General features: G+C 62.2%; 20 protein-coding genes and 1 riboswitch. Of the genes, 11 read left to right on the forward strand and 9 right to left on the reverse strand.

Annotation, left to right across the window (positions count from 1 at the left end):
* Nucleotides 1–87: 87 nt before the first annotated feature.
* The 3 genes from M0D65_RS32475 to M0D65_RS32485 all read left to right on the forward strand — a co-directional run bounded on the left by M0D65_RS32475 (nucleotide 88) and on the right by M0D65_RS32485 (nucleotide 2,360).
* Nucleotides 88–324 carry a hypothetical protein gene (locus tag M0D65_RS32475; RefSeq protein ID WP_266256118.1) on the forward strand — a complete coding sequence of 79 codons (237 nt, stop codon included), beginning with the start codon at nucleotides 88–90 and terminating at the stop codon, nucleotides 322–324.
* A gap of 32 nt (nucleotides 325–356) precedes the next feature.
* Nucleotides 357–1,016, forward strand: coding sequence for a hypothetical protein (locus tag M0D65_RS32480; RefSeq protein WP_266256119.1), 660 nt, complete (start codon nucleotides 357–359; stop codon nucleotides 1,014–1,016).
* A gap of 270 nt (nucleotides 1,017–1,286) precedes the next feature.
* A complete protein-coding gene (locus M0D65_RS32485) occupies nucleotides 1,287–2,360 on the forward strand; it encodes an amino acid dehydrogenase (protein ID WP_266256120.1) in 1,074 nt (357 codons plus the stop codon).
* Nucleotides 2,361–2,422: 62 nt separating this feature from the next.
* Here the strand turns inward: M0D65_RS32485 and M0D65_RS32490 are convergent, their stop codons facing one another.
* Nucleotides 2,423–3,322: an alpha/beta fold hydrolase gene (locus M0D65_RS32490; protein ID WP_266256121.1), complete on the reverse strand. Its 900-nt coding sequence runs from the start codon at nucleotides 3,320–3,322 to the stop codon at nucleotides 2,423–2,425.
* Nucleotides 3,323–3,634: 312 nt separating this feature from the next.
* Between M0D65_RS32490 and M0D65_RS32495 the strand changes: the two genes are divergently transcribed.
* Both M0D65_RS32495 and ald read left to right on the forward strand, forming a co-directional pair.
* A complete protein-coding gene (locus tag M0D65_RS32495) occupies nucleotides 3,635–4,291 on the forward strand; it encodes a hypothetical protein (protein ID WP_266256122.1) in 657 nt (218 codons plus the stop codon).
* Between the two features lie 330 nt (nucleotides 4,292–4,621).
* The gene (gene ald, locus M0D65_RS32500) at nucleotides 4,622–5,740 is read left to right on the forward strand and encodes an alanine dehydrogenase (RefSeq protein WP_266256123.1); all 1,119 of its coding nucleotides are present in this window, start codon (nucleotides 4,622–4,624) and stop codon (nucleotides 5,738–5,740) included.
* A 15-nt stretch (nucleotides 5,741–5,755) separates the two neighbouring features.
* Here ald and M0D65_RS32505 read toward each other — a convergent pair whose 3' ends face one another.
* Nucleotides 5,756–6,712 (reverse strand): LysR family transcriptional regulator, encoded by a 957-nt coding sequence (locus tag M0D65_RS32505; protein ID WP_266256124.1) that lies wholly within the window; start codon nucleotides 6,710–6,712, stop codon nucleotides 5,756–5,758.
* A 123-nt stretch (nucleotides 6,713–6,835) separates the two neighbouring features.
* On the opposite strand from M0D65_RS32505, the gene M0D65_RS32510 reads away from it, so the two are divergent.
* From M0D65_RS32510 to araH, 5 genes are all read left to right on the forward strand, one after another.
* On the forward strand, nucleotides 6,836–8,569 hold the full coding sequence (locus M0D65_RS32510; protein ID WP_266256125.1) for an IlvD/Edd family dehydratase: 1,734 nt from the start codon (nucleotides 6,836–6,838) through the stop codon (nucleotides 8,567–8,569).
* Nucleotides 8,570–8,582: 13 nt separating this feature from the next.
* Entirely contained in the window at nucleotides 8,583–9,512 is a 930-nt protein-coding gene (locus tag M0D65_RS32515; protein WP_266256126.1) for a dihydrodipicolinate synthase family protein, read from the forward strand.
* 134 nt (nucleotides 9,513–9,646) lie between these two features.
* Entirely contained in the window at nucleotides 9,647–10,651 is a 1,005-nt protein-coding gene (locus M0D65_RS32520) for an arabinose ABC transporter substrate-binding protein (protein ID WP_266256127.1), read from the forward strand.
* Between the two features lie 93 nt (nucleotides 10,652–10,744).
* Complete coding sequence (araG, locus tag M0D65_RS32525) at nucleotides 10,745–12,259, forward strand: L-arabinose ABC transporter ATP-binding protein AraG (RefSeq protein ID WP_266256128.1); 1,515 nt, start codon at nucleotides 10,745–10,747, stop codon at nucleotides 12,257–12,259.
* A 103-nt stretch (nucleotides 12,260–12,362) separates the two neighbouring features.
* Nucleotides 12,363–13,313 carry an L-arabinose ABC transporter permease AraH gene (gene araH / locus M0D65_RS32530; protein ID WP_266256153.1) on the forward strand — a complete coding sequence of 317 codons (951 nt, stop codon included), beginning with the start codon at nucleotides 12,363–12,365 and terminating at the stop codon, nucleotides 13,311–13,313.
* Between the two features lie 59 nt (nucleotides 13,314–13,372).
* On the opposite strand, the gene uca is transcribed toward araH, so the two are convergent.
* The 6 genes from uca to M0D65_RS32560 all read right to left on the reverse strand — a co-directional run bounded on the left by uca (nucleotide 13,373) and on the right by M0D65_RS32560 (nucleotide 21,330).
* Entirely contained in the window at nucleotides 13,373–17,026 is a 3,654-nt protein-coding gene (gene uca / locus M0D65_RS32535; RefSeq protein ID WP_266256129.1) for an urea carboxylase, read from the reverse strand.
* 198 nt (nucleotides 17,027–17,224) lie between these two features.
* Complete coding sequence (locus M0D65_RS32540; protein ID WP_091012728.1) at nucleotides 17,225–17,872, reverse strand: urea amidolyase associated protein UAAP2; 648 nt, start codon at nucleotides 17,870–17,872, stop codon at nucleotides 17,225–17,227.
* Nucleotides 17,873–17,884: 12 nt separating this feature from the next.
* Entirely contained in the window at nucleotides 17,885–18,598 is a 714-nt protein-coding gene (locus tag M0D65_RS32545) for an urea amidolyase associated protein UAAP1 (protein ID WP_266256130.1), read from the reverse strand.
* A 31-nt stretch (nucleotides 18,599–18,629) separates the two neighbouring features.
* A complete protein-coding gene (locus M0D65_RS32550) occupies nucleotides 18,630–19,397 on the reverse strand; it encodes an ABC transporter ATP-binding protein (protein ID WP_266256131.1) in 768 nt (255 codons plus the stop codon).
* A complete protein-coding gene (locus M0D65_RS32555) occupies nucleotides 19,397–20,209 on the reverse strand; it encodes an ABC transporter permease (protein ID WP_266256132.1) in 813 nt (270 codons plus the stop codon). The genes M0D65_RS32550 and M0D65_RS32555 overlap by 1 nt, the downstream gene beginning before the upstream one ends.
* 47 nt (nucleotides 20,210–20,256) lie before the next feature.
* Nucleotides 20,257–21,330, reverse strand: a complete 1,074-nt coding sequence (locus M0D65_RS32560) for a putative urea ABC transporter substrate-binding protein (protein ID WP_266256133.1) — start codon at nucleotides 21,328–21,330, stop codon at nucleotides 20,257–20,259.
* Between the two features lie 57 nt (nucleotides 21,331–21,387).
* Nucleotides 21,388–21,507: riboswitch (guanidine-I (ykkC/yxkD leader) on the reverse strand.
* A gap of 326 nt (nucleotides 21,508–21,833) precedes the next feature.
* On the opposite strand from M0D65_RS32560, the gene M0D65_RS32565 reads away from it, so the two are divergent.
* Entirely contained in the window at nucleotides 21,834–22,346 is a 513-nt protein-coding gene (locus tag M0D65_RS32565) for a DUF1097 domain-containing protein (protein WP_266256134.1), read from the forward strand.
* A 45-nt stretch (nucleotides 22,347–22,391) separates the two neighbouring features.
* On the opposite strand, the gene M0D65_RS32570 is transcribed toward M0D65_RS32565, so the two are convergent.
* Nucleotides 22,392–23,042, reverse strand: a complete 651-nt coding sequence (locus M0D65_RS32570) for a helix-turn-helix domain-containing protein (RefSeq protein WP_266256135.1) — start codon at nucleotides 23,040–23,042, stop codon at nucleotides 22,392–22,394.
* Between the last annotated feature and the right edge of the window lie 57 nt (nucleotides 23,043–23,099).

Genomic DNA, 23,099 nt, shown 5'->3' on the forward strand with positions numbered 1-23,099 from the left:
AAAATTCGATGAAAATTTGCGGCTCTAGTGGGTCAGTTCTGCGCGGACATCAACAGCGCACAGAACGCGACTGCCTTCCGAGACGTGATGCGTGAGTCGATCGCGGAAAATCTCCGGATGGTGATGCTCGACATCGACGTAGGTTCGATGACCGCGGAGCAGCGCCAGGATCTTAAGCCCTTCGTGTTCAACACGGGCACAAGCAACGGCGAGATCAAGGGCAAGGTGCTGAAGTCAGGTAACGGACGGGTAATCCTGCTGGGTACTGACGAGAAGATCTATTCGTTGCCTGACCCGGGCAGCGTTTCCACGACCCCGCAATGACTCGGTGCATAGATATGTACAAGACTACAACGATGATCGTCGGCCTCACTGCCGCCCTGCTGTGTAACACCACCGTCCTCTCCGCGGAGGTCGGCGCCTCCGACTCCGAATCGGGCGGTCGGGTCGCCATGAAGTACGACGTTGACGACAGCGAGGTGGACACGATGTCTTCCTTCCACGCTAGCAGCGCGTGCGCGGTGCACGTTGTGCCCACCTCGGACGCTCGACAGAACAAGGAGACTATCGGTCAGTTTGTTAGCGGCGCACTGCTGGTTGACGACATCGGCCCCTGGATGACCGAGGGTCTAGGACACCTGAAGGACTTCGGCTACACGGTTTCCGCGGCTTCCGCCGACAACCCGCCTGCCGCGGACGGTGTGACGATCCGTACGAGCGTGACGCGCGCCTACACCTGGCAGATTGGCCTGAAGATCTTCAGCATGGTGGCTGTGAAGGCCGAATTCGCTGATCACAATGGCGTACTGCAACAGAAATACTATCGCTCCCACGGCGACAAAACCAACATGTGGGGTGCAAAGGCCGAGTACGTCGACACGCTCAACTATGCGCTGAGCAATCTACTGCCGTTCGTTGCGCGCGACCTGCAATCCCTCTGCAAGGGCGAGAAGGTCGACAGCTACACCTACGCAGGGCCGGACGGTTTGCCGAAAGCATCGGACGAAGCGAAGTAGGTCCGCTTCGCGCAGTACGGCATCAATGTGAATCCCATCCGGCACATCAATGGGATTCACATTGGCTTCCGGGGTAGTCCGGTAGTGACTCGCCAACCCGCTTACAGCGGGTTTTTCGTTTTTTGTAGTGTCTAGAATAGAATCCCGCAATCAGGATGACGTGCGTTTCACCTGATTTCGTCTACTGCCGCGATCCGGCCAGTAGGCACCCGATTGCAAAGCAATCACTTTGCACACAATCGCACACCTACTCAAAAGGAAGGAATATTGATGGACCGTCTTAGCACTACAACTGCCGAAACACTTTTCGGTATCAATGGTGAATCCGCACACGAACGCATCGTGCTCGCCACAGATGCACCCTCCGGCTTGCAAGCCATCATCGCGGTCTACAGCACGGCCCGCGGCCCCTCATTCGGCGGTTGCCGTTATTGGCAGTACGCAGGGGATCACGAGGCGCTCAATGATGCATTGCGTCTTTCGCAGGGTATGGCTTTCAAGAACGCCCTCGCTGACCTGCCATTCGGCGGCGGTAAGGCCGTCATTGTCAGAAGCGGTGAATCGCTTGATCGCGCTGCACTATTCCGCGCATTCGGCCGGCTTGTTCAATCGCTCAACGGTATCTACATCACCGCAGAGGACGTCGGCACCACTGCCGACGACATGCGCGCGGTACAAAGCGAAACGCAGTATGTAAGTGGCATTCCACGCGCGGGTGAAGTGTATGGCGGCAATCCGTCGCCTCGTACAGCGTATGGCGTGTTCGTCGGACTGCTTTCGGCAGTTGACGTGGCCCTCGGACGCAAGACGCTCGATGGCGTATCGGTCGCCGTACAAGGGCTCGGTTCGGTCGGTTGGGATTTGTGCGAGCGCCTGCATCGGGCTGGCGCGCAGCTGATTGTGGCGGACATCGACGCCACCAGGACCACTCGTGCGCGGGAGTTGTTCAACGCCCGCGTTGTGGAAACAGCACAGATCGTCGATATCGAGGCCGATGTCTTCGCGCCGTGCGCACTCGGTGGTTCGATCACCAGGGCGGTCGCTGCGCAGTGCCGCTTCAAGGTGATCGCGGGAGGTGCGAATAATCAGTTGATGTCACTTGCCGAAGGCGATGTGCTGCATCAGCGCGATATTTTCTATGCACCGGATTTTCTTGTGAACGCAGGCGGCATCATCAGTTGTGTGCGCGAATATCTGGGTTCCGCAGATGAGCAGGCGGTGCTGACGGAAATCGCCGCGATCAGTCCGCGCGTGCTGGAACTGGCTGATCGAGTGAAAGCGACCGGCATCGCGCCGGCGCGTGCAGCAGTGACGTGGGCACGCCAGAAAATGACTGCACAGTAGTCACCGTGCGTCGGACCCTTCCGCATCCGCGAGGAGGGTCCTCGACGAGGCGGCCAACGGGATCAAGCCAACCAATCCCGAACCCTCAACACCGCATCGGCAAAAGCACGAGGCTCCTGCTGCGGCAGATTGTGCCCCGCATCGACCACGCGATGTTCGTGCGCGGCTATGAACCTGTCGGCGTGAGATGCGGTCCCGCCGGGCTTGAGAGGATCCACCGCACCATCGATCGTCACCGTAGGCACCGTTATCACCGGCTTTTGACCTAGGCGATGTTCGAGCGGCAGCAATGCGGAATCGCCGGCCTCTGAACCAAAGACGTGGCGATAACAATGAATGACGACATCCACGAAGTCCGGATTGTCGAAGGACGCGGCGGTCCGATCGAACGTTGCATGATCGAAGTTCCATCCCGGGGACCATTCCTCCCACAGTAACCGGCAGAGATCGCGTCGATTGCGAGCGAGGCACTCGCGTCCGCGCTCGCTCTGAAAAAGATGCTGATACCAGCAGACGCGCTCCATCGATGGCGTCGCAGGGCGGCCCCCGGCACTCACATCGATGATGTCGTAGCCCGCGTAGGAAACCAGGCCGCCGACCCGCTCTGGCCAAAGCGCCGCCGCAACGCAGGACGCGTTGCCGCCCCAATCGAAACCGGCCAGGATCGGCCGTTCCAGCCCGAGAGCATCGGCAAGCTCGATGATGTCGCGGCCGCGAGCGGCCTGCTGACCGCTCCGCATGATGTCATCGGACACGAAGCGCGTTGGCCCGAACCCGCGCGTGTAGGGAGCGATGACGCGGGCTCCTGCCTCGGCAAGAACCGGCGCGACCTCGTCGAAAGCGTGAACGTCATAGGGAAATCCGTGCGACAGGATCACCGGCCAGCCATCGGTGGGACCCTGTTCGACATAAGCGATCAGCAAGGTCCCGGTTTCGATGCGTTTTAGCGGAAGCTCATTCATGGAGGATCGTCTCGATAAGGGTTCGCAGATCGGCCAGCATCGACGCCGGCTGTCCCCACACAGCGAAGTGGCCGCCTCTCGGTACCTTGATGTGGATCGTGTAGGGTGAGACCTTCGTCTACTCCTCGTAAAGCGGCGTCCTCGGGAATACACTCTCGCACGGGGCCGCTGCCTGGCGCAGGATTTTACGCAGAGCAATCATCATTCCTCCTCCGCGTGAAATGTTGCCGGTTCTTCAGACTCAAGATCCGGTGGCCGAAATCAAGTGTAGATCAGGTGTTCGCGAGAGCGCCTTTTTCAGCGGAACATTCAATGAAAAACGCAAAACCCAAGCGCACTCGTCAGGACGCCGAGCGTCTTTTCGAGGGACTGCCGCAGACGAGCACCACACCACAAAGCCGTTCGGCGAACCCGTTCGAAGACGGGGCGTTCGAAAAAGTAGAGCGCATCGATGAAGAATCGAAGCTCTGGAAAGACAACCTCATTACGCTGCCTGCTGCGATCGAGTTGCCTTCTGGCTACGAGTCCGTGTCCAGCGTGCGCGAAGCCATGCGGCGCGCGTGGCGCGTCAAATGGATGAGGGAAGGCAAGAACGAGATCGTCGTCGACTTTCCAGAGGGATGGACGGCGGTTCGTCCCGCAAGCGGTCCCATCGAACTGCGCGATCCAGCCGGCGTTGTGCGCGCCGTATACGGATGGGCAGAGGACGCCGAACTGAGGATTCTGCCGCGTTACGCGGTGGAGTCACAGTCGAACAGTACGAGTGGACTCGGCAGCGTGCTGGTACGCGATCGCGAGAGTGGAGAGATTCTTGAGCGGTCGTCGACCTGGTCTGCGCAAACCGGCACGAACCATCCAGATCGGCCGAGATTGTCGACATGGCTTGACGCACACTATCCGCAGCATCGCGACCCTTTGCGGCTCTGGAAGGATTGCGAGGACAACATCGGGAATAGCGTGGGGCCATAGTCGCAGACGACCCGCGATATTGCGCCGCAACGTAAAAAATGCATATCGCCTTCTTCAGGCGTTTCAACCAAAACCAACCACAATTACATTAACAACTACTGCCATGCCGTCGATAGTATTGTGCAAACCACTACTAGAAGCCGGACATGGCATCTACGTCACGCTAGATTCTCCGCATGCATTTCCCTCCGGCGCCGATCGTTTCCTGTGATCTCGCCTGCGTGCGTTAGCGTCGTCGTTGCCTCCCTGGCCAACGCTAGCCGATTTTGCTGAGCGTCTGACGCATCAGCTTGTTTCGCGGCAGAGATGCAGTCCCATCCAGGAGGCAATATGCATATAGGCGTTCCGAAGGAGATCAAGAATCACGAGTATCGCGTGGGTCTAACGCCACCTTCCGTGCGCGAGATCGTCGCGCATGGACACACCGTGGACGTCGAGACAGGCGCGGGCGCCGGCATCGGTGCAACCGACGACGCGTACCGGGCAGCGGGCGCACGAGTAGTACCGAACGCTGAAGCGGTATTTGCCGCTGCCGACATGATCGTCAAGGTGAAAGAACCGCAAGCGCCCGAGCGCGCGCTGCTGCGCCGCGGACAGATTCTCTTCACCTATCTGCACCTCGCGCCTGACCCCGAACAGTGCGCCGATCTCATCAAAAGCAACGCGGTCTGTATTGCCTACGAAACCGTCACGCAACGCGGCGGCGGATTGCCTCTGCTCGCGCCGATGTCCGAGGTCGCAGGGCGTATGTCGATTCAAGCGGGTGCGTTCTGTCTGGAACGCGCGCACGGCGGCAAGGGTGTCCTGCTCGGTGGTGTGGCAGGTGTGCCCTCCGCGAAGATCGTGATCCTTGGTGCCGGTGTGGTGGGCACCAATGCCGCGCAGATGGCAGTGGGCACCGGTGCGCAGGTCGTCGTGATCGATCGCAATGTCGATGCGTTGCGACGCATGGACCGGCTGCTGGGCGCACGCGTGATCACGGTGTATTCGAATCAGGACAACATCGAACAACACGTGCTGGATGCGGACCTCGTGATCGGCGGTGTGCTCGTACCCGGCGCGGCTGCGCCCAAACTCGTTACGCGCAAGATGGTCGATGCAATGAGCCCGGGCTCCGTGATCGTCGATGTGGCAATCGACCAGGGCGGCTGCTGCGAAACGGCGAAGCCTACGACTCACGCCGATCCCACGTATAAAGTCGGCGACGTCGTGCACTACTGTGTCGCGAACATGCCGGGCGGTGTGCCACGCACGTCCACCTATGCGCTGAATAACGCAACGTTACCGTTCGTGCTGCACATTGCCGACCACGGCTGGCGCAAGGCGCTCACCGATGACGAACATCTGCGTCGCGGGCTGAACGTCGCGTTCGGCAAGGTGACGTGTCCGGAGGTTGCCGAAGCATTGGGCTACACCTGCGAGGACGCATCGGCGGTCGTCGCTGGATAGCGCGCGCGTAAGCCATCACCGTCGCGGACCCTGCGCATACAGCAGACTCCCTGCTGTGCGCAGCGCCTCGGCCATCAGCAGACCCGCCGGTGACAGCGGCCGGTCCGTGCGCGTGATGATGCCGAAGTCGTCCATGTGGCATGGCAACTCGAGCGGCAGGATCGCCACCATGTTGTATGAGGCGTAGTACTGCGCGACGTCGGTGGCCAGTACCGCGAGCATGTCGCTTTCCGCGAGCAACCGCGTGAGAACGAGCAATGCGCTCGTCTCGACGATGTTGGTCGGCGGCACGAGACTGTCCCGCTGGAACATAAGCTCAAACCGGTGGCGCAACACCGTGCCGGCGGGCGGCACGATCCACGTGGCCGGCTCGACATCGCGCAACGTCAAACCGCGCGCACTAACAAGCGGATGGTCCGGTCGCGCCACCGCACAAACCGGCTCGCTAGCAAGCGGCTCGTAATGCAGCGCCAGCTTGTCGTGTTCGGCGGATAACCGACCCACCACCAGATCGAGCTTGTCCTGCGCGAGCCGCTCCAGCATCACGTTGCTGTTTTCGACTTCCAGTGCGATCCGCAGGCCGGGATGCCTGCGTTTTAACTGCGCAACGGCGGACGGCAGCACGCGCGTCGCCGGCGATGTGATCGCCCCCACTGCAACGTGGCCTAGGTCGCCGGTGCGCACCGCCAGCACTTCCTCGTGAGCCTGGTCGAGGCTGTTCAGCACCGCTCGCGCGTGTCGAATCATCACCTCGCCATAGACAGTCGGCCGCATGTCGCGCGGCAGCCGTTCGAACAATTCCACCCCCAGCGTTTCTTCCAGCTCGCGCAGCAGTTTGGAGGCGGCGGGCTGCGTCATGTTGAGCGCGTCGGCCGCGCGATGAACGTTGCCAAGTTCCGCGATCTCGACAAGCAGCAGCAACTGACGAGGCTTGAGTCTCGTGCGGATGTACCACGGCGGCGGGGTGTTCATAGGGTTTATATCAATGCCGGAATGGATATCGATACTGCCGGAATTTTCATTGGATTGGTATCGAGGCAACTCCTACACTGCTTGCGTCCTTGCCCCCGCCGGACCCTCATTCAAAAAGAACCCATGCCGGAATCGAAACCCAAACTGCGGTCCACCCAATGGTTCGGAACCGCGGACAAAAACGGCTTCATGTATCGAAGCTGGATGAAAAATCAGGGCATTCCCGATCATGAATTCGATGGCCGCCCGATCGTCGGAATCTGCAACACGTGGTCGGAACTGACGCCGTGTAACGCGCATTTCCGCAAGCTTGCGGAGCACGTTAAACGCGGTGTTTACGAAGCGGGAGGCTTTCCGGTGGAGTTCCCCGTTTTCTCTAATGGCGAATCGAATCTGCGGCCGACCGCGATGCTTACGCGCAATCTCGCATCGATGGACGTGGAGGAAGCAATACGCGGCAATCCAGTCGATGCCGTGGTGCTGCTCGCCGGTTGCGACAAGACCACGCCCGCACTGCTGATGGGCGCGGCGAGCTGCGATGTGCCGGCGATCGTCGTGAGCGGCGGTCCGATGCTGAACGGCAAGCTCGACGGCAAGGACATCGGTTCGGGCACGGCAGTGTGGCAACTGCACGAGTCGCTGAAGGCCGGCGAGATCGATCTGCATCACTTTCTGTCCGCCGAGGCCGGCATGTCGCGTTCGGCCGGCACCTGCAACACGATGGGCACCGCGTCGACGATGGCGTGTATGGCGGAAGCGCTCGGCACGACGTTGCCGCACAACGCTGCGATTCCCGCCGTGGATGCACGACGCTACGTGCTCGCGCACATGTCGGGGCTGCGCATCGTGCAGATGGCGAAGGACGGGCTCACGCTGTCGAAGGTGCTGACGCGCGCCGCGTTCGAGAATGCGATCCGCACGAATGCGGCCATCGGTGGTTCGACGAATGCGGTGATTCATCTGAAGGCGATTGCCGGTCGCATCGGTGTGCCGCTCGAACTCGAGGACTGGACTCACCTCGGCCGCGATACGCCGACCATCGTCGATCTGATGCCGTCCGGCCGTTACCTGATGGAAGAGTTCTATTACGCGGGCGGCTTGCCTGCCGTGTTGCGCCGGCTCGGCGAGGCGAAGCTGCTGCCGCATCCGGACGCACTCACGGTGAACGGCCAGACGCTATGGGACAACGTGAAGGATGCCCCCAGCTTCAACGACGAAGTGATCCGTCCGCTAGACCGGCCGCTGATCGCCGATGGCGGCATCCGCGTGCTGCGCGGCAATCTTGCGCCGCGCGGTGCGGTGCTGAAACCATCGGCGGCGACGCCCGCGTTGCTCAAGCATCGCGGTCGCGCGGTGGTGTTCGAGAACCTGGAGCACTACAAGGAGCGCATCGTCGACGAAACGCTCGACGTCGACGCGAATTCGGTACTCGTGATGAAGAACTGCGGCCCGAAGGGTTATCCGGGCATGGCCGAGGTCGGCAACATGGGGCTGCCTCCGAAGCTGCTGCGCCAGGGCGTGAAGGACATGGTGCGCATCTCCGATGCGCGCATGAGCGGAACCGCATACGGCACCGTCGTGCTGCATGTCGCCCCCGAAGCCGCGGCGGGTGGACCGCTTGCCGCGGTGCGCGACGGCGACTGGATCGAGCTCGACTGTGAGAAGGGATTGCTGCATCTCGATGTCGATAGCGACGAAGTGGACCGCCGCATGAAGTCGCTGGCACCTTCCGCACCGCAGAGCCTGGGCGGCTACCAGAAGCTCTACGTCGACCACGTGCTGCAGGCCGACGAGGGCTGCGATCTCGACTTCCTGGTAGGCATGCGCGGCGCCGCCGTGCCGCGCCACTCGCATTGATCCGATGACCTCCATGACCGCACACCATTCCCCGCGCTATCAGGGCATTTTTCCGGTCGTGCCGACGACCTTCGCCGAATCCGGTGCGCTCGATCTGGCCAGCCAGAAGCGCGCGGTCGATTTCATGATCGACGCGGGCTCGGACGGTTTGTGCATCCTCGCGAATTTCTCCGAGCAGTTCGCGCTGTCTGACGACGAGCGCGACCTCCTCACACGTACGATCCTCGAACACGTGGCGGGCCGCGTACCGGTGATAGTCACGACGACGCACTACAGCAGCCGTACCTGTGCGGAACGCAGCCGTCTCGCGCAGGAGATGGGTGCATCGATGTTGATGTTGATGCCACCGTATCACGGCGCAACGTTCCGTGTACCGGAGGCACAGATCTACGAGTTCTATGCGCGTGTATCGGACGCCGTCGGTATTCCGCTCATGGTGCAGGACGCGCCCGCGAGCGGCACCGTTCTGTCGGCCGCGTTCCTCGCGCGGATGGCGCGCGAGATCGAACACGTCGCGTACTTCAAGATCGAGACGCCCGGCGCGGCGACGAAGCTGCGCGAGTTGATCCGGCTTGGTGGCGAGGCGGTCGAAGGGCCGTGGGACGGCGAGGAAGCGATCACGCTGCTGGCCGATCTCGCGGCGGGCGCGACCGGTTCGATGACCGGCGGCGGCTATCCCGACGGTATCCGCCCGATCATCGATGCGTATCGCAGCGGCAATCGCGATCTCGCGTTCGAGCGCTATCAGCAGTGGCTGCCGTTGATCAATCACGAGAACCGCCAGGCCGGACTGCTCGCCGCAAAAGCGCTGATGCAGGAAGGCGGCGTGATCGCGTGCGACCTGCCGCGGCATCCGTTGCCAGCGCTTCATCCGGAGACGCGCCGCGAACTGATCGATATCGCGCGGCGTCTCGATCCGCTCGTACTCCGATGGGCTGCCTGAGAGACACACGTCCTTGTGGACGCTGGACGCTGTACACACAACGCGATCCTTCGAATCGCGACGAAGTCCCTGTTTCACCCGCGCTGTATCGCACACCGACTGCACTAAAAAAACCTCGATCCAAGGAGACTCAGATGAACCCGAAGCTGCGCCGCTTGACCCTGTCGGCCCTGACCGCTGTCGCACTCGCGATTCCGTTCGGCGCCTCGTTGTCCGTGCAGGCGGACGAACCGCTCAAGATCGGCTTTCTCGTGAAGATGCCGGAGCAGGCCTGGTTCATCAACGAGCAGAAAGCCGCCACGGCACTCGGCAAGCAGGACGGCTTCTCGGTCATCAACATCGGCACGCCCGATGGAGAGAAGGTACTGGCCGCGATCGACAACCTCGCGGCGCAGGGTGCGAAAGGCTTCGTCATCTGCGCGCCCGATGTCCGCCTTGGACCCGCAATTCGTGCGCGTGCGAAGACCTACAACATGAAGTTCGTCACGGTCGACGATCAACTGGTCGACTCGTCAGGCAAGCCGCTCGCCGACGTGCCGCACCTCGGCATGTCAGCGTCCAAGATCGGCAATCAGGTTGGCCAGGCGATCGCCGACGAGATGAAGCAACGCGGCTGGAAGCCCGAGGAAGTCGGCGCGCTGCGCATTACCGACTATGAACTCCCGACCGCCAAGGCGCGCACCGACGGCGCGACACAAAGCCTGCTCGCGAACGGCTTCAAGAAAGAGAACATTTTCGATGCGCCGCAAAAGACAACCGACGACGAGGGTGGTTTCAACGCGGCATCGCCGGTGCTCGCGCAGCATCCGAACATCAAGCGCTGGGTGATCTACGCACTGAACGAAGAGACCGTTCTGGGCGCCGTCCGCGCAACCGAGCAGTTGCATATTCCGTCCGCGGACGTGATCGGTGTCGGCATCAACGGTGCGGGCGAAGCGTTCGCCGAGTTCCAGAAGAAAGAACCGACGGGCTTCTACGGCACGATCGCGGTCAGCTCGACGAACCACGGGAAGGAGAGCACACAGAACCTCGTCGACTGGATCAAGAACGGTAAGCAGCCCCCGGCCGATACGCAGACTACGGGCAAGCTCATGGTTCGCGGCAATTGGCAGGACGTGCGCAAGGAACTGGGTATTTGAGCCTCGTTAAAGCGACGAAGGCGGGCACGTGCAGGTCCGCCAACCCGATCGCGAGATGGCACCGCAAGGTGTCGTGCATTTCACAGGTGAGAGATGAACGCCCAGCCAGGCTTGGAGCAGACCGAGCGCCTATCGATTCGGCTCGACGGAATTACGGTGCGTTTTCCCGGCGTGCTGGCGCTCGACAAGGTATCGCTCGACGTGCACGGCGGCGAAGTGCACGGCTTGATGGGCGAAAACGGCGCCGGCAAATCGACGTTGCTCAAGGTGTTGTCCGGTGTGAATCATCCTGACGAAGGCACGCTGGTGTTGAACGGTGTCGAGCAACGTTTTACGTCGCCGCGCGAGGCGATCGATGCCGGTATCGCGATCATCTATCAGGAACTGCATCTGGTGCCGGAACTGACGGTTGCAGAAAACCTGCTGCTGGGCGCGTTGCCGCATCGCCTTGGGGTGCTCGACGCGAACGCGATGCTACAGCGCGCCATCGAGGTACTCGAACAGCTCGGCGAGAAGATCGATCCGGCTCGCAAGGTTCGCGAGCTACCGATCGGTCAGCGGCAGATGATCGAGATCGGCAAGGCGCTGATGCGCAACGCTCGCGTGATCGCTTTCGATGAACCCACCAGTTCGTTGTCGTCGCGCGAAACCGTGCAACTGTTCCGGATCATTCGCGCATTGAAGGCGGAGGGGCACGCGATTATCTACGTCACGCACCGTATGGAGGAAGTCTACGAACTGTGCGATCGCGTGACGGTGTTTCGCGACGGCCGCCGCATCGATACGCTCGAAGCACGCGGCGGCCTCGATCGTGACCGGCTGATCAGCTGCATGGTCGGCCGCTCGATCAATGACGTGTACGGCTACCGGCCGCGTCCGAGCGGCGAAGTGCAGATCGAAGTGACAGGATTGCTTGGCCCCGGCCTCGCGGAGCCCGTGTCGTTCGCTGCGCGTAAGGGGGAGATTGTCGGCTTCTTTGGGCTCGTCGGCGCGGGGCGCTCGGAGTTGATGAAGCTGATCTATGGCGCGGTCAAACCGACAGCCGGTGAGATCGTGCTGAAGGGCGAACGGCGCCGCTTTCGTTCGCCGCGTGATGCGGTGCGCGCCGGCATCGCGCTCTGTCCCGAAGACCGCAAGCAGGAGGGGATCGTCGCGATCGCTTCGGTTTCGGACAATCTGAACCTGAGCTGCCGACGCCACTTCAGTCGCTTCAATATCCTGAACCAGCGCCGCGAAGCGCGCGTCACGTCGCAGTACGTGAACCGCCTCGCCATCAAGACGCGCGATGGCAATACACAGATCGGCACGTTGTCCGGCGGCAACCAGCAGAAGGTGATCCTGTCGCGCTGGCTCGCCGAAGAGATCGACGTGTTTCTGATGGACGAACCCACACGCGGCATCGACGTCGGTGCGCGCAGCGAGATTTATGGCCTGCTCTACGGTCTCGCCGATGAAGGCCGCACAGTACTCGTGGTATCGAGTGATATGGCGGAGGTGATCGGCGTGGCCGACCGGGTACTGGTGATGCGCGAAGGCCGCATCGTCGGTGATTTGACGCGCGCGCAGGCCACACCCGATGCATTGATCAAGCTCGCACTACCGCGCTGACCGGGCGCGTAATCGTAGTCGAGCAACAGGAAGCGGAAACATGCAGACACAATCGACAGGCCGGGACGGCGCCGTTCCCACTACAACGAGCGGCAGCGCATCGATGACACGCACCGCACGAATAGGAAATCTGCTTAACCGGTCGGGCATCGTGATGGTGTTCATCATCCTGTTTGCGGTGCTGTCGTTCACCGTGCCGGACTTCATCAGCGCGCGCAACATTCAGGGACTGCTGCTGTCGGTCACGTTGATCGGCTCGATCTCCGTCACGATGATGTTCGTGCTCGCACTGGGCGAGGTGGATCTGTCGGTGGCGTCGATCGTCGCGTTTTCCGGCGTGGTCGCCTCGACGCTGATTACCGCGACGCATAGCGTGCTGCTCGGCGTGACCGCGGGTGTGCTGGTGGGCGGCGCGGTTGGACTCGTCAACGGTGTGCTCGTGGCCGGTTACCGGATCAATTCGCTGATCGTGACACTCGCGATGATGGAAGTCGTGCGCGGTCTCGCGTTCATCACGTCGAACGGCGACGCGGTGATGATTTCGGAAGAGCGTTTCTTCGATCTGGGCGGCGGTTCGTTTCTCGGCGTGTCGTATCCGATCTGGAGCAATGTGATTGGTTTCGTCGTGTTCGGGTTCATCCTGAACCGGACGGTGTTCGGCAAGAACGTGCTGGCGGTGGGCGGCAACAGCGAAGCTGCGTTGCTTGCAGGGCTACCGGTGCGGCGAATCAAGATCACGGTGTTCGTGCTGCAGGGCCTCGTCACCGGGTTTGCGGGTGTGATGCTCGCGTCGCGGATGAGTCTCGGCGATCCGAAGACCTCGGTCGGGCTCGAACTCGGCGTGATCTCCGCGTGCGTACTCGGTGGCGTGTCGTTGACGGGCGGGGTGGCGACGATCTCCGGTGTGATCGTCGGTGTGCTGATTATGGGCTCCGTGCAGGACGCGATGAGTCTGCTGAACGTGCCGACGTTCTATCAGTATCTGATTCGTGGCGGCATCCTGTTGCTGGCGGTGTTGTTCGATCAGATTCGGCGGAACCGGCGCGGGGGATAGCCGGCGGCAGTTCGCAGGGCGCGGGTGTTCGGCTGCTGTCGCAGCCGAACAAAAGCAGATCACACCGTGTCGATCACAACCACACGCTGTCCAGCCCGCACCGGCGAACCCGGCGCGACGTGGATTTCGCCGATCGTGCCTGCGCACGGCGCAACGACGGAAATCTCCATCTTCATCGATTCGATCACGAGCAGTACATCGCCCGCGGCGACTGTCGCGCCGGGCGCCACGTGCACTTGCCACAGGTTGCCGGCGATCTCGCTGTCGACGGCAATCTGGTCTTCACGCAATGGCGCATCGCCGACGTCTACGGTGATCGATTCCGACGCTTCCGTTGCAGTGCCGCTAACGTCCGCTTCATGCCAGCGCTGACGTTCAGCTTCGAACGCTGCCTGCTGACGCGTGCGGAACCGCGCGATGCCCTCGGCTTCGCGCGCGAGAAACGCCTGATAGTCGGCAAGCGACAATTCGGCCGTTTCGATTTTCAGCGGATAACGACCGAGCGGAAAATCCGCGCGAATGCGCAGTAGCTCGTCGGCGGAGACTTCGTAGAAACGGATCTGATCGAAAAAGCGCAGCAGGTACGGACGTCCCGCGAAATCCGCGATCTCGCGATAGCGGTTCCACATCTGCAGCGTGCGGCCGACGAACTGGTAGCCGCCAGGCCCTTCCATACCGTACACGCACAGATACGCGCCGCCGATGCCCACCGAGTTCTCCGCAGTCCACGTGCGCGCCGGGTTGTACTTCGTCGTGACGAGGCGATGCCGCGGATCGAGCGGCGTGGCGACCGGCGCCCCGAGATAGACATCGCCGAGTCCCATCACAAGGTAATGCGCATCGAAGACGATCTGCTTCACCGCTTCGAGCGAATCGAGATCGTTGATCCGGCGGATGAACTCGAGATTGCTCGGACACCACGGTGCATCGGGGCGCACGGTCGTCATGTATTTGTCGATCGCGAGACGGCAGGCCGGATCGTCCCAAGACAACGGCAGATGCACGACTCGCGACGGCACACGCAGGTCGCGTTGTTGCGACACCGCTTGCCAGTGTGTTTCTACGTGCTCGAGCAACGTCGCGAGTGGAAGCTGTTCCGGCTGGTAGTGAATCTGCAATGAACGGATGCCGGGTGTGAGATCGATCACGCCCGGTAAGGCGAGCGCTTCGAGTGCCTGCATCAGCGCGTGGCCGCGAAAACGCAGTGCGATGTCGAGTTCCGCCGGACCGATTTCGAGTAATAGATGCGTGTCGCCTGACAGCCGCGCGACGAGGCGTTCCTCGGCCTGACCGATGTCGAGCACGACCGGCGACGCGAGAGATGACACCGATTGCGCCTGGTCGCCGGAAGCGATCGATAGCGGTGGCAGCGCGGATGCGTACGCATAGGCCTGCGCGTCGAGCTGTGCCGTTTCGCGTGCGCGCGCTGCTGCTGCATCGCGTGCGGTAGCGATATCGACAGGCACGAAGCGCACCTTGTCGCCGGCCTTCAACTGACCGATCTGCCACAGGTCGGCTTCGATGATCGTCACCGGACACACGAAGCCGCCCAGGCTCGGACCGTCCGGACCGAGGATCACGGGCATGTCGCCGGTGAAATCGATTGCGCCGACCGCATACGGATTGTCGTGAATGTTCGACGGATGCAGTCCGGCTTCGCCGCCGTCCGCGCGCGTCCATTCGGGTTTCGGGCCGATCAGCCGGACTCCGGTGCGGCTCGAATTGAAATGGATTTCCCATTCGGTGGCGAGGAACTGCTCGATGTATCGCGCGCTGAAGTATTCGGGGGCGCCGTGTGGTCCGTAGATCACGCGTACAGTGCGCACCTCTTCGAGTCGCGGTGTAAGCGCGTGAGGCAGTGCCGCACCCGTGCTGCGGTCCGCGAGCGACTGAAGATGCAGCACATCGCCCGCGCGCAGCGCCCGACCGCCGTGACCACCAAACTGACCGAGCGTGAACGTGCTGCGGCTGCCGAGATAGCGCGCGACGTCGAGGCCGCCGCGCACGCACAGGTAAGCTCGCGCGCCCGCACCGCGGATCGCGCCGAGCGCGAGTGTCGAACCGGCGGTGACGAAGAGCGCGGTGTGCATCGGTTGTGCGACGTCGTCGAGTGTCACGGCGAGCGCGGCGCCGGTCACGGCGATGACCGCGTCGGTGTTAAAGCGCAGCGTCGGTCCGCTCATCGTGATTTCGAGCGCGGCCGCGTCGCTGTCGTTGTCGAGCAGCCGGTTGCCGAGGCGCAGCGAACGATCGTCCATCGGACCCGACGGCGGGATGCCGACCGCCCAGTAGCCGAGTCGGCCTGGGTGGTCCTGCACAGTGGTCTGTGTGCCGCCAGTGAGTGCCTCGACGGTTGTGGCCCGATAGCGCAAACCTTCGAGACAACGAGTCCACGGTGCGCCGCTCGCGAATGGCGTGTCGGCGAGAATCTGCCGCAAGTAGGCGCGATTTGTCTCGACACCGTAGATACGCGTCTTGGCGAGCGCGTTGTCCAGCGAAGCACGCGCATCGTCGCGAGTCGGTGCCCACGCAATCAACTTCGCGAGCATCGGATCGAACCACGGAGGCACCTCGCAGCCCGCTTCGATCCACGTGTCGATACGCAGCGCGCGGCCATCGGCGGAAGGGAACGAGACCTCGGTAAGCAAACCCGGACACGGCTTGAAATCGCGGCCCGGATCTTCCGCATAGAGTCGAGCCTGGATCGCGTGGCCCGACGGGCGAAGATGCTTGGCGAGCTCGTCGAGCGGCGCAATCGTGCCCGCCGCGAGTTCGATCATCCAGCGCACGAGGTCGACGCCCCACACCTGTTCGGTTACGCCGTGCTCGACCTGCAGACGCGTGTTCACTTCGAGAAAATAGAAGCGTGCGGCGTCGCTGTCGTAGACGAACTCGACGGTACCGGCCGAGCGATAGTTGACCGCTTGCGCCAGACGGATTGCGGCAGCACACAGCGCCTCGGCGATCCCATCGGGCAGGTTCGGCGCAGGCGTTTCTTCAAGCACCTTCTGGTTGCGCCGCTGCACCGAGCAGTCGCGCACGCCCAGCGCGAGCGCAGCGCCGTTACCGTCGCCGAAGATCTGCACTTCGAGGTGTCGGGCCTTCTCGATGTATTTCTCGAGGAACACGCCCGCGTCGCTGAAGTTGTTCTGCCCGAGCCGCTTGACGACGTCGAACTGCGCGGCGAGTTCTTCCGCCGACCGGCATACGCGCATACCGATACCGCCGCCGCCCGCCGTGCTCTTCAGCATGACCGGAAAACCGATGCGTGCTGCCGCGGTCAGCGCTGCGTCGAGATCGTCGAGCAGACCCGTGCCTTCGAGCATCGGAATCTGCTCGGCGGCAGCGATCGCGCGCGCGGTGTGCTTCAGGCCGAACGCACGTAGCTGTTCGGGCGTCGGCCCGATGAACGCGATACCGGCCGCTTCGCACGCCTGCGCGAACGCTGCGTTTTCAGACAGGAAGCCATAGCCGGGATGAATGGCCTGCACGCGTTCGGCACGTGCAATTTGCAGGATGCGTTCGACGTCGAGATAGGTGACGCTGGCCGCGCCGTCGCCGAGGCTGTGAGCCGAATCGGCGAGGCTCACGTGACGGCTTGCGCGGTCGGCTTCGCTATAGACAGCGACGCCTGTAACGTCGAGTTCGCGCAGCGTGCGCAGGATGCGGCACGCGATCGCGCCGCGGTTAGCGATGAGAACGGTATCGAACATGAGAGGGTGTTCAATGCGTGGGCGGGCCGTCCCGCCACGTGGGGTTGCGAGCCGCGGTCGTCCGCGGCACGTATCCGGAAGCTAGTGCGGCCGCTTAGCGCCGGGGCGGCACATGCGGCTCGCGCGGTCCGCTGCGTGCAAGCCCATAACGCTCCGCACGCACGCGCAGCATCTCGAAGAGCCAGAGGCGCAAGGTCTTCAGTTCCATATCAACAGCTCCGCTGGCGTGGGGTTGTAGGCGTTGCACGGGTTGTTCAATTGCGGGCAGTTCGAGATCAGCACGATCACGTCCTGCTCCGCGCGCAGCTCGACGTATTTGCCGGGCGCAGAGATGCCGTCCTCGAACGTCAGGCCGCCAGTTGCAGTTACGGGGACGTTCATGAAGAAATTGATGTTCGCGCCGAGATCGCGCTTCGACAGACGGCCGTCGTGTGCGCACGCACGCAGGTAGTTATCGCGGCAGCTGTGCATGTAGCGCTTCTCGAGTGCGTAGCGCACGGTGTTGCTCTCCTGCGCACATGCGCCGCCGAGTGTGTCGTGCCGCCCGCAGGTATCCGCGACGATGGTCAGCAGCGGATTGCCGAGATTCGAATACAGCACGGTGCCGGTGGTCAGATAGAGGCTCTGCTGGCGGCGCAACGTGCGCTGCGGATCGTAGCGCTCACGCGGATCGGTGGCGCTGTAGAACAGCGTATCGACAGCCTGATTGCCTTCGAGGTCATGAATGCGCAGCGTCTGGCCGGCCTTCAGTTCCTTCAGCCACGGCTCGCCCGCGGCGAGGACTTCGCGATACACGGCATCCGCGGGGTTGCGCGGGCTGGCGGTAAGCAGGGTGGTGGTCGTCATGGCGCGCTCCGCTTAAAGAAAGAACCGCTCGGTGTTGGCAAAGCCGCGTGCGTTCTCGTCGCACGAGGTCCGGCAGATGTCCGCGACCTGTGGGTCCGCTGCGACGAGCGTCAGCTTGACCGGCCTGGGTGCGTACTCGGGATAAGGATCGAGCGGATGCTGGATCGCGGTGAGTACGACCAGTGTGTTCATCGGTGCATACAGGTCGACATGGTCGCCCGCCTGCGAATTTCCGGGCACGAAGCCAAGCGCACCGGTTTCACTTGCATCGACGCGGCTGAACAGGTTTAGCGTCATCAACAGATCGGCGAGGCCGAGTCCCCATTTGCCGAGTTCGACGAGCAGGTTATCGGTGCCGTTGCGAAAGAACGCGTTGCGCAACTCCTGATAGCGACCCGTGCCATAGCGCTCGTGTACTTCGCGCGCATCCGAGACACCGCCCAGACTGTCGTGCCAGCCGCAGGTATCGGCGACGATCGCCGCGAGTACACGGCCCATGTCTGAGTACAGGCAATGGCCTTGCGTGAGTTTGGCCGTGTGCTGACATTTGAGCGTGTCGGGGAGGTTCAGGCGTTCGCTTTTTTCCACTGCGTTGAAGAGCAGCAGGCTGACGTTCGCGCCGCCGCGCAGATCGGTGATACGCAGTAGTTGTCCGCGTTTGACGATCAGCGAAGTGTGACCGCCGCCAGGCAAGGTCTCTTCGAGCAATATGGGAGAGGTGTTCATGTCATTCATGTCGGGTTCTTGAGTGAATCCCTTAGAGCGCAAGGGCGTGCGGCATCGCTGCGGCAGGGCCGTGCTGCGCGTCGCGGTTGCGTTCTAACGGAATGTTGTAGGTGATGCGCGCGCCATAGGCGCCGGGCGCCTGCGGATCGACGCGCACCTTGTCGAAGACGAGCATCCGGCTGCCGAGCGTGAAGCCTTCCTTCAGGTCGTGTGTGACCATGAAGATTGTCAGCCCGGTTTCGTGCCACAGCTTCAGCAACAGTTCGTGCATGTCGCGGCGGATGCCGGGATCGAGCGCGCCGAACGGTTCGTCGAGTAACAGCACGCGTGGTTTCATCACGAGTGCCTGGGCGAGTGCGAGGCGCTGCTGCATACCGCCCGACAACTGATGCGGATATTTGTCGAGTGCATCGGCGAGACCGACGCGCGTGAGCATTGCGACAGCCTCGTCGCGCGCGATCAACCGACGTGAGCCGAACAGTCTCCCGGTGAAACGCGCGTGCGGTAGTTCGAGCCCGAGCAGCACGTTGCGCAACACGCTCAGGTGTGGAAACACCGAGTAGCGCTGAAACACCACGCCGCGATGCGCGTCCGGTTCCGCCGGCAACGGCGCGCCATCTAGCAGGATGGTGCCGCGCGTAGGCCGTTCCTGACCGAGCAGCAGTCGCAGGAAGGTCGACTTGCCGCAGCCCGACGCACCGACCATCGAGCAGAACTCGCCATCCTCGATACGCAGGTTCACACGTTCGAGCACGACCTGGTCGCCGTACTCTTTCCAGACGTTGCGGATCTCGATCATCAGCGGGCCTCGCCGTACCAGGGGAACGCCCATTGCGTGACACGGCGCAACGCTTCGTCGATCAGCCACGCGAGCAGCGTGATCCACATGACGTACGGCAGGATCACATCCATCGCGAGGTAGCGACGCACGAGGAAGATGCGGTAGCCGAGGCCATCCGTCGACGCAATCGCTTCGGCGGCGATCAGAAAGAGCCACGCTGAGCACAGTGCAAGCCGCACCGCGACCAGGAGCCGCGGCAGCAACTGCGGCACGATCACGCGCAGGATCAATGTCCAGCTAGTTGCGCCGAGTGTCTGCGCTTTCACCCATAACTCTTCAGGGATTTCGCGCGTGCGCTGCTGGAGGTCGCGAATCATCATCGGTGTGATGCCGATCACGATCAGCACGACCTTCGACAGCTCGTCGAGACCGAACACGATGAACAGGATCGGTAGTACAGCGAGCGGCGGAATCATCGAGATCACAGTGATGAACGGCGTGAGCGTCGCGCCAGCGAGTGGCAGCGTGCCGGTAAAGATGCCGAACACGAGTGCCAGTGCCGCGCTCGCGACGAGACCGATCGCGAGTCGCCGCATGCTCGACACCGTGTCCTGCCAGAGCAGGTACTCACCGGTGCGCTTGTCCTCGGTGAACGCGAACTCGTGTATCGCCGTGCCCATCTGCGTGGCACCCGGCAGCAGTTTGTCGTCGGGGTTCGCTTGCAGCCGCAATGCCGAACCGGTGAAGTACACCGCGATCAGCAGCACGAACGGCAACAGCAGCAGCATCAGCGCGCCGCTGCGGCTGGGGTGTCGGTTGATGAGTCGCATGGGACTTTCCTTGGAACGGATTGCAGTTGGATCAGGTCGGGTGGCTGCTAGAGCTTGCCTTCCGCGGCCATGCGCACATAGGCCGGATCGAAGCGCAGCTTCACATTGCCCTTACTGCCGATCACGACGCCTTTATCGAACGCCATGCCGACCGCGCCAGCATCCGTTGCGCCCTGGCCGAGCAGACCGTGATCGAAAGAGAACTGCGCGACGCGCGTCATGATCTTTGGCAGGTTCGGGCTGGTCGCGAAATCGAGTGCCTGTTGCGGCGTGTAGAAGAGCGCGGTGGTCGAGAGTTGCGCCTTGTAGCCCGCGAGATCGGTGCCCGACGCTTTCGCCATCGAGGTCAACGCTGCGCGACTGTCGGCGCTGTCGCTGTGCATCAGTTGCATCATCTCGAACCAGGCGCCGGTCAGCGCCTTGCCAAGCGCGGGGTTGTCCTGCAACGTCTTCGTGTTGACGGCCATCATGTCCATGATCTCGCCGGGAATACGGCTCGAATCGAACACTTCGGTGACGTTGGGTTGCGCCTTCAATTGCGCGAGCATCGGGTTCCACGTCACCGCGTTGTGCACGGACGGCGTGGCGAATGCGGCGGAGATATCGGCGTCGGACGTATTGACCACCTTGATGTCGCGCTCGCTCATGCCGACGGTTTCGAGGCCGCGTGCGAGCAGATAGTGCGACACCGACAGCTCGACGAGATTGATCGACTGGCCTTTCAGGTCGGTGAGTTTCTTGCCGTTGCCCTTGATGAGCACGCCGTCGTTGCCATTCGAATAGTCGCTGACAATCAGCGCCGTCGTGTCGACGCCACCGGTTGCCGGAATGGTCAGCGCGTCCATGTTGGTCATCGCGCAGCCGTCGAATTTGCCGGCGGTGTACTGGTTGATCGATTCGATGTAGTCGTTCAGCTGAACGACATCGACGGTGATGCCGTACTTCTTCGCCCACTTCGACACGATGCCCTGGGTCTTGGCATAACCCCACGGCATCCAGCCGGCGTAGATGGTCCAGCAGACCTTGAAGTCCTTGCGTCCAGCGGCGAACGACGGAGTGGCGGCAGAAAGAGAGAGAACGCAGAGTAAGGCGGCGACAGCAAACAGGCGGAGCTTGCGCATGAGGTTGACCTCGCAGGGGCGGTTATCGACGGCAGGAGCGGCGCGACGCATCGCGTTCTCTCCCGGGCTTTTATCCCGCCGTGTAACCTCGCCTGAGGTCGACAACTCTCGGACCAGCATTCGCAGGCGGTCATGTCGATGACCTCGATGCGAACCGGAACCCTAGTCGTCCATTGCCAGATTGTTACTACTAAACCGGATGCTGCTACCGGCTCCTGCGCTGCGTTCAAGCGATAAGCGTGCCATGCGCGATATGGCGTAGCGATCGGTCATCGTATGGAGTGCGTTGCACGCGGATGAAGCTTGTATCGCGTTCAATCGGTGCGCGACTGCACGCCTCGGGTGCGTGTCGGAGCTTCGAAATAGCGGCTATTTGTTAATGTAAATGGAATAGTAAAAGCAATATTTGGCCGATGATTGTAGAAAATGAATCGTACAAAATGCTTTCACCGTCGTTTAACCGATTGCGGACGTCGGCCTTCCATCATTCACCGGAGCCTCTTATGAATCACCCTCGTACTTCCCGTCAGGGCTACGTCCTGATTACCGTAGTCGCTGCTGTCTCGGCTGCTATCGCCTCCGCTACGGCCCTCGCGCTGTCGCTACCCGTCTGGGCCATGTTCATGGGCTGGATCGCATTTTTCTCGCGCGGGTTGACCACCCGGTCCACGGTCGAAAACCTGGGCTGTGTCTGGCTGGGCATATCGATCGGTACCCTGGCTGCCACGGGCATCGGCATGCTGGCGCCGGCGCTGGGTGTCGGTGTGGCGTTGCCGATCGTCGTGTTCGCGGTGGCGATCGTTGTCGTCGGGATTCGCGGCATGCCGGTGATGAACAACCTGCTCGCCTACTTCCTCGGTCTCGTCACCTGGTTTGCGTCGGAGCTCGCGCCGTCGATCGAGAACGTGGCGCAACTGGCGGCCGCCGGCGCAATCGGATCGGCTGCGGGCTGGGTGTCGCATTTCGCGCCGCGCTGGATTCTTCGCATGACCGGCAGCGTTCGGCAAACGACATGATCGGGATTCCGTGTGGGCGCGTGCCCTCGCGAGCGACGCAGGAAATCAAAAGCGAACCGTCGAATCCCGGCTCGTCAGCACGATGAGAATCTCCGTGTCGTCGGGCTGTGACGTCGTGTACGCATGCGGTGTAGCGCTGCTGAACAGCGCGCTTTCGCCGGCCACCAGCGTGGCCGGTTCTTTGCCGTCGAAGCTCAACGTCAGCGTGCCCGAGAGCACGTAGCAGAATTCCATGCCGGTATGTCCGGCAAGTCCACCGGCTTCCTCGACGCTCGTCGCGTGGACGCGCATTCGCAGCGGCGTGAGCCCTCCGGTATTCCCCCGATGCAGCAGTGCGTAGCTGTAGGGAATATCGGCGAGACGCGTGAACGCAATCTCGTCGAGGCGCGACACGCTAACCGCCGACGGCGCTCTCGACGGTGCAGCGAGCATGTCCTGCCAGTCGAAGCCAAGCCCTTCGACGATCTTGTAGAGCATTCCGAACGTCGGCGACATCTTGCTCGTTTCGATGCGCGACAGCGTGGCTTCCGGCACGCCCGTCAGGCGAGAGGCATCGGAGAGCGAGAGATCTCTGGATTTGCGCAGATGCCGCAGGCGTTGGCCGATTGCTTCCGGCGGAATGCGCGATGACGGTTTTTTCGTCACCTGGGCGGGAAGGGCCGCGAGAATCGATGTGGCACGTGACTTTCTGTTCATCGGGGGCTTCCTTGCATGGTGGCTCGATCAGGCTGCCAAGGCATTTTTAATTTACAC

Origin of the sequence: Paraburkholderia sp. CHISQ3 (assembly GCF_030464945.1) — a bacterium.
Taxonomy (GTDB): domain Bacteria; phylum Pseudomonadota; class Gammaproteobacteria; order Burkholderiales; family Burkholderiaceae; genus Paraburkholderia; species Paraburkholderia megapolitana.

Excerpts from the sequence above, each read along its gene's own strand:
- M0D65_RS32475 (WP_266256118.1), top strand. The coding sequence starts at position 88 with ATGCGTGAGTCGATCGCGGAAAATCTCCGGATGGTGATGCTCGACATC.
- M0D65_RS32480 (WP_266256119.1), top strand. The coding sequence starts at position 357 with ATGATCGTCGGCCTCACTGCCGCCCTGCTGTGTAACACCACCGTCCTC.
- M0D65_RS32485 (WP_266256120.1), top strand. The coding sequence starts at position 1,287 with ATGGACCGTCTTAGCACTACAACTGCCGAAACACTTTTCGGTATCAAT.
- M0D65_RS32490 (WP_266256121.1), bottom strand. The coding sequence starts at position 3,322 with ATGAATGAGCTTCCGCTAAAACGCATCGAAACCGGGACCTTGCTGATC.
- M0D65_RS32495 (WP_266256122.1), top strand. The coding sequence starts at position 3,635 with ATGAAAAACGCAAAACCCAAGCGCACTCGTCAGGACGCCGAGCGTCTT.
- ald (WP_266256123.1), top strand. The coding sequence starts at position 4,622 with ATGCATATAGGCGTTCCGAAGGAGATCAAGAATCACGAGTATCGCGTG.
- M0D65_RS32505 (WP_266256124.1), bottom strand. The coding sequence starts at position 6,712 with ATGAACACCCCGCCGCCGTGGTACATCCGCACGAGACTCAAGCCTCGT.
- M0D65_RS32510 (WP_266256125.1), top strand. The coding sequence starts at position 6,836 with ATGCCGGAATCGAAACCCAAACTGCGGTCCACCCAATGGTTCGGAACC.
- M0D65_RS32515 (WP_266256126.1), top strand. The coding sequence starts at position 8,583 with ATGACCGCACACCATTCCCCGCGCTATCAGGGCATTTTTCCGGTCGTG.
- M0D65_RS32520 (WP_266256127.1), top strand. The coding sequence starts at position 9,647 with ATGAACCCGAAGCTGCGCCGCTTGACCCTGTCGGCCCTGACCGCTGTC.
- araG (WP_266256128.1), top strand. The coding sequence starts at position 10,745 with ATGAACGCCCAGCCAGGCTTGGAGCAGACCGAGCGCCTATCGATTCGG.
- araH (WP_266256153.1), top strand. The coding sequence starts at position 12,363 with ATGACACGCACCGCACGAATAGGAAATCTGCTTAACCGGTCGGGCATC.
- uca (WP_266256129.1), bottom strand. The coding sequence starts at position 17,026 with ATGTTCGATACCGTTCTCATCGCTAACCGCGGCGCGATCGCGTGCCGC.
- M0D65_RS32540 (WP_091012728.1), bottom strand. The coding sequence starts at position 17,872 with ATGACGACCACCACCCTGCTTACCGCCAGCCCGCGCAACCCCGCGGAT.
- M0D65_RS32545 (WP_266256130.1), bottom strand. The coding sequence starts at position 18,598 with ATGAACACCTCTCCCATATTGCTCGAAGAGACCTTGCCTGGCGGCGGT.
- M0D65_RS32550 (WP_266256131.1), bottom strand. The coding sequence starts at position 19,397 with ATGATCGAGATCCGCAACGTCTGGAAAGAGTACGGCGACCAGGTCGTG.
- M0D65_RS32555 (WP_266256132.1), bottom strand. The coding sequence starts at position 20,209 with ATGCGACTCATCAACCGACACCCCAGCCGCAGCGGCGCGCTGATGCTG.
- M0D65_RS32560 (WP_266256133.1), bottom strand. The coding sequence starts at position 21,330 with ATGCGCAAGCTCCGCCTGTTTGCTGTCGCCGCCTTACTCTGCGTTCTC.
- M0D65_RS32565 (WP_266256134.1), top strand. The coding sequence starts at position 21,834 with ATGAATCACCCTCGTACTTCCCGTCAGGGCTACGTCCTGATTACCGTA.
- M0D65_RS32570 (WP_266256135.1), bottom strand. The coding sequence starts at position 23,042 with ATGAACAGAAAGTCACGTGCCACATCGATTCTCGCGGCCCTTCCCGCC.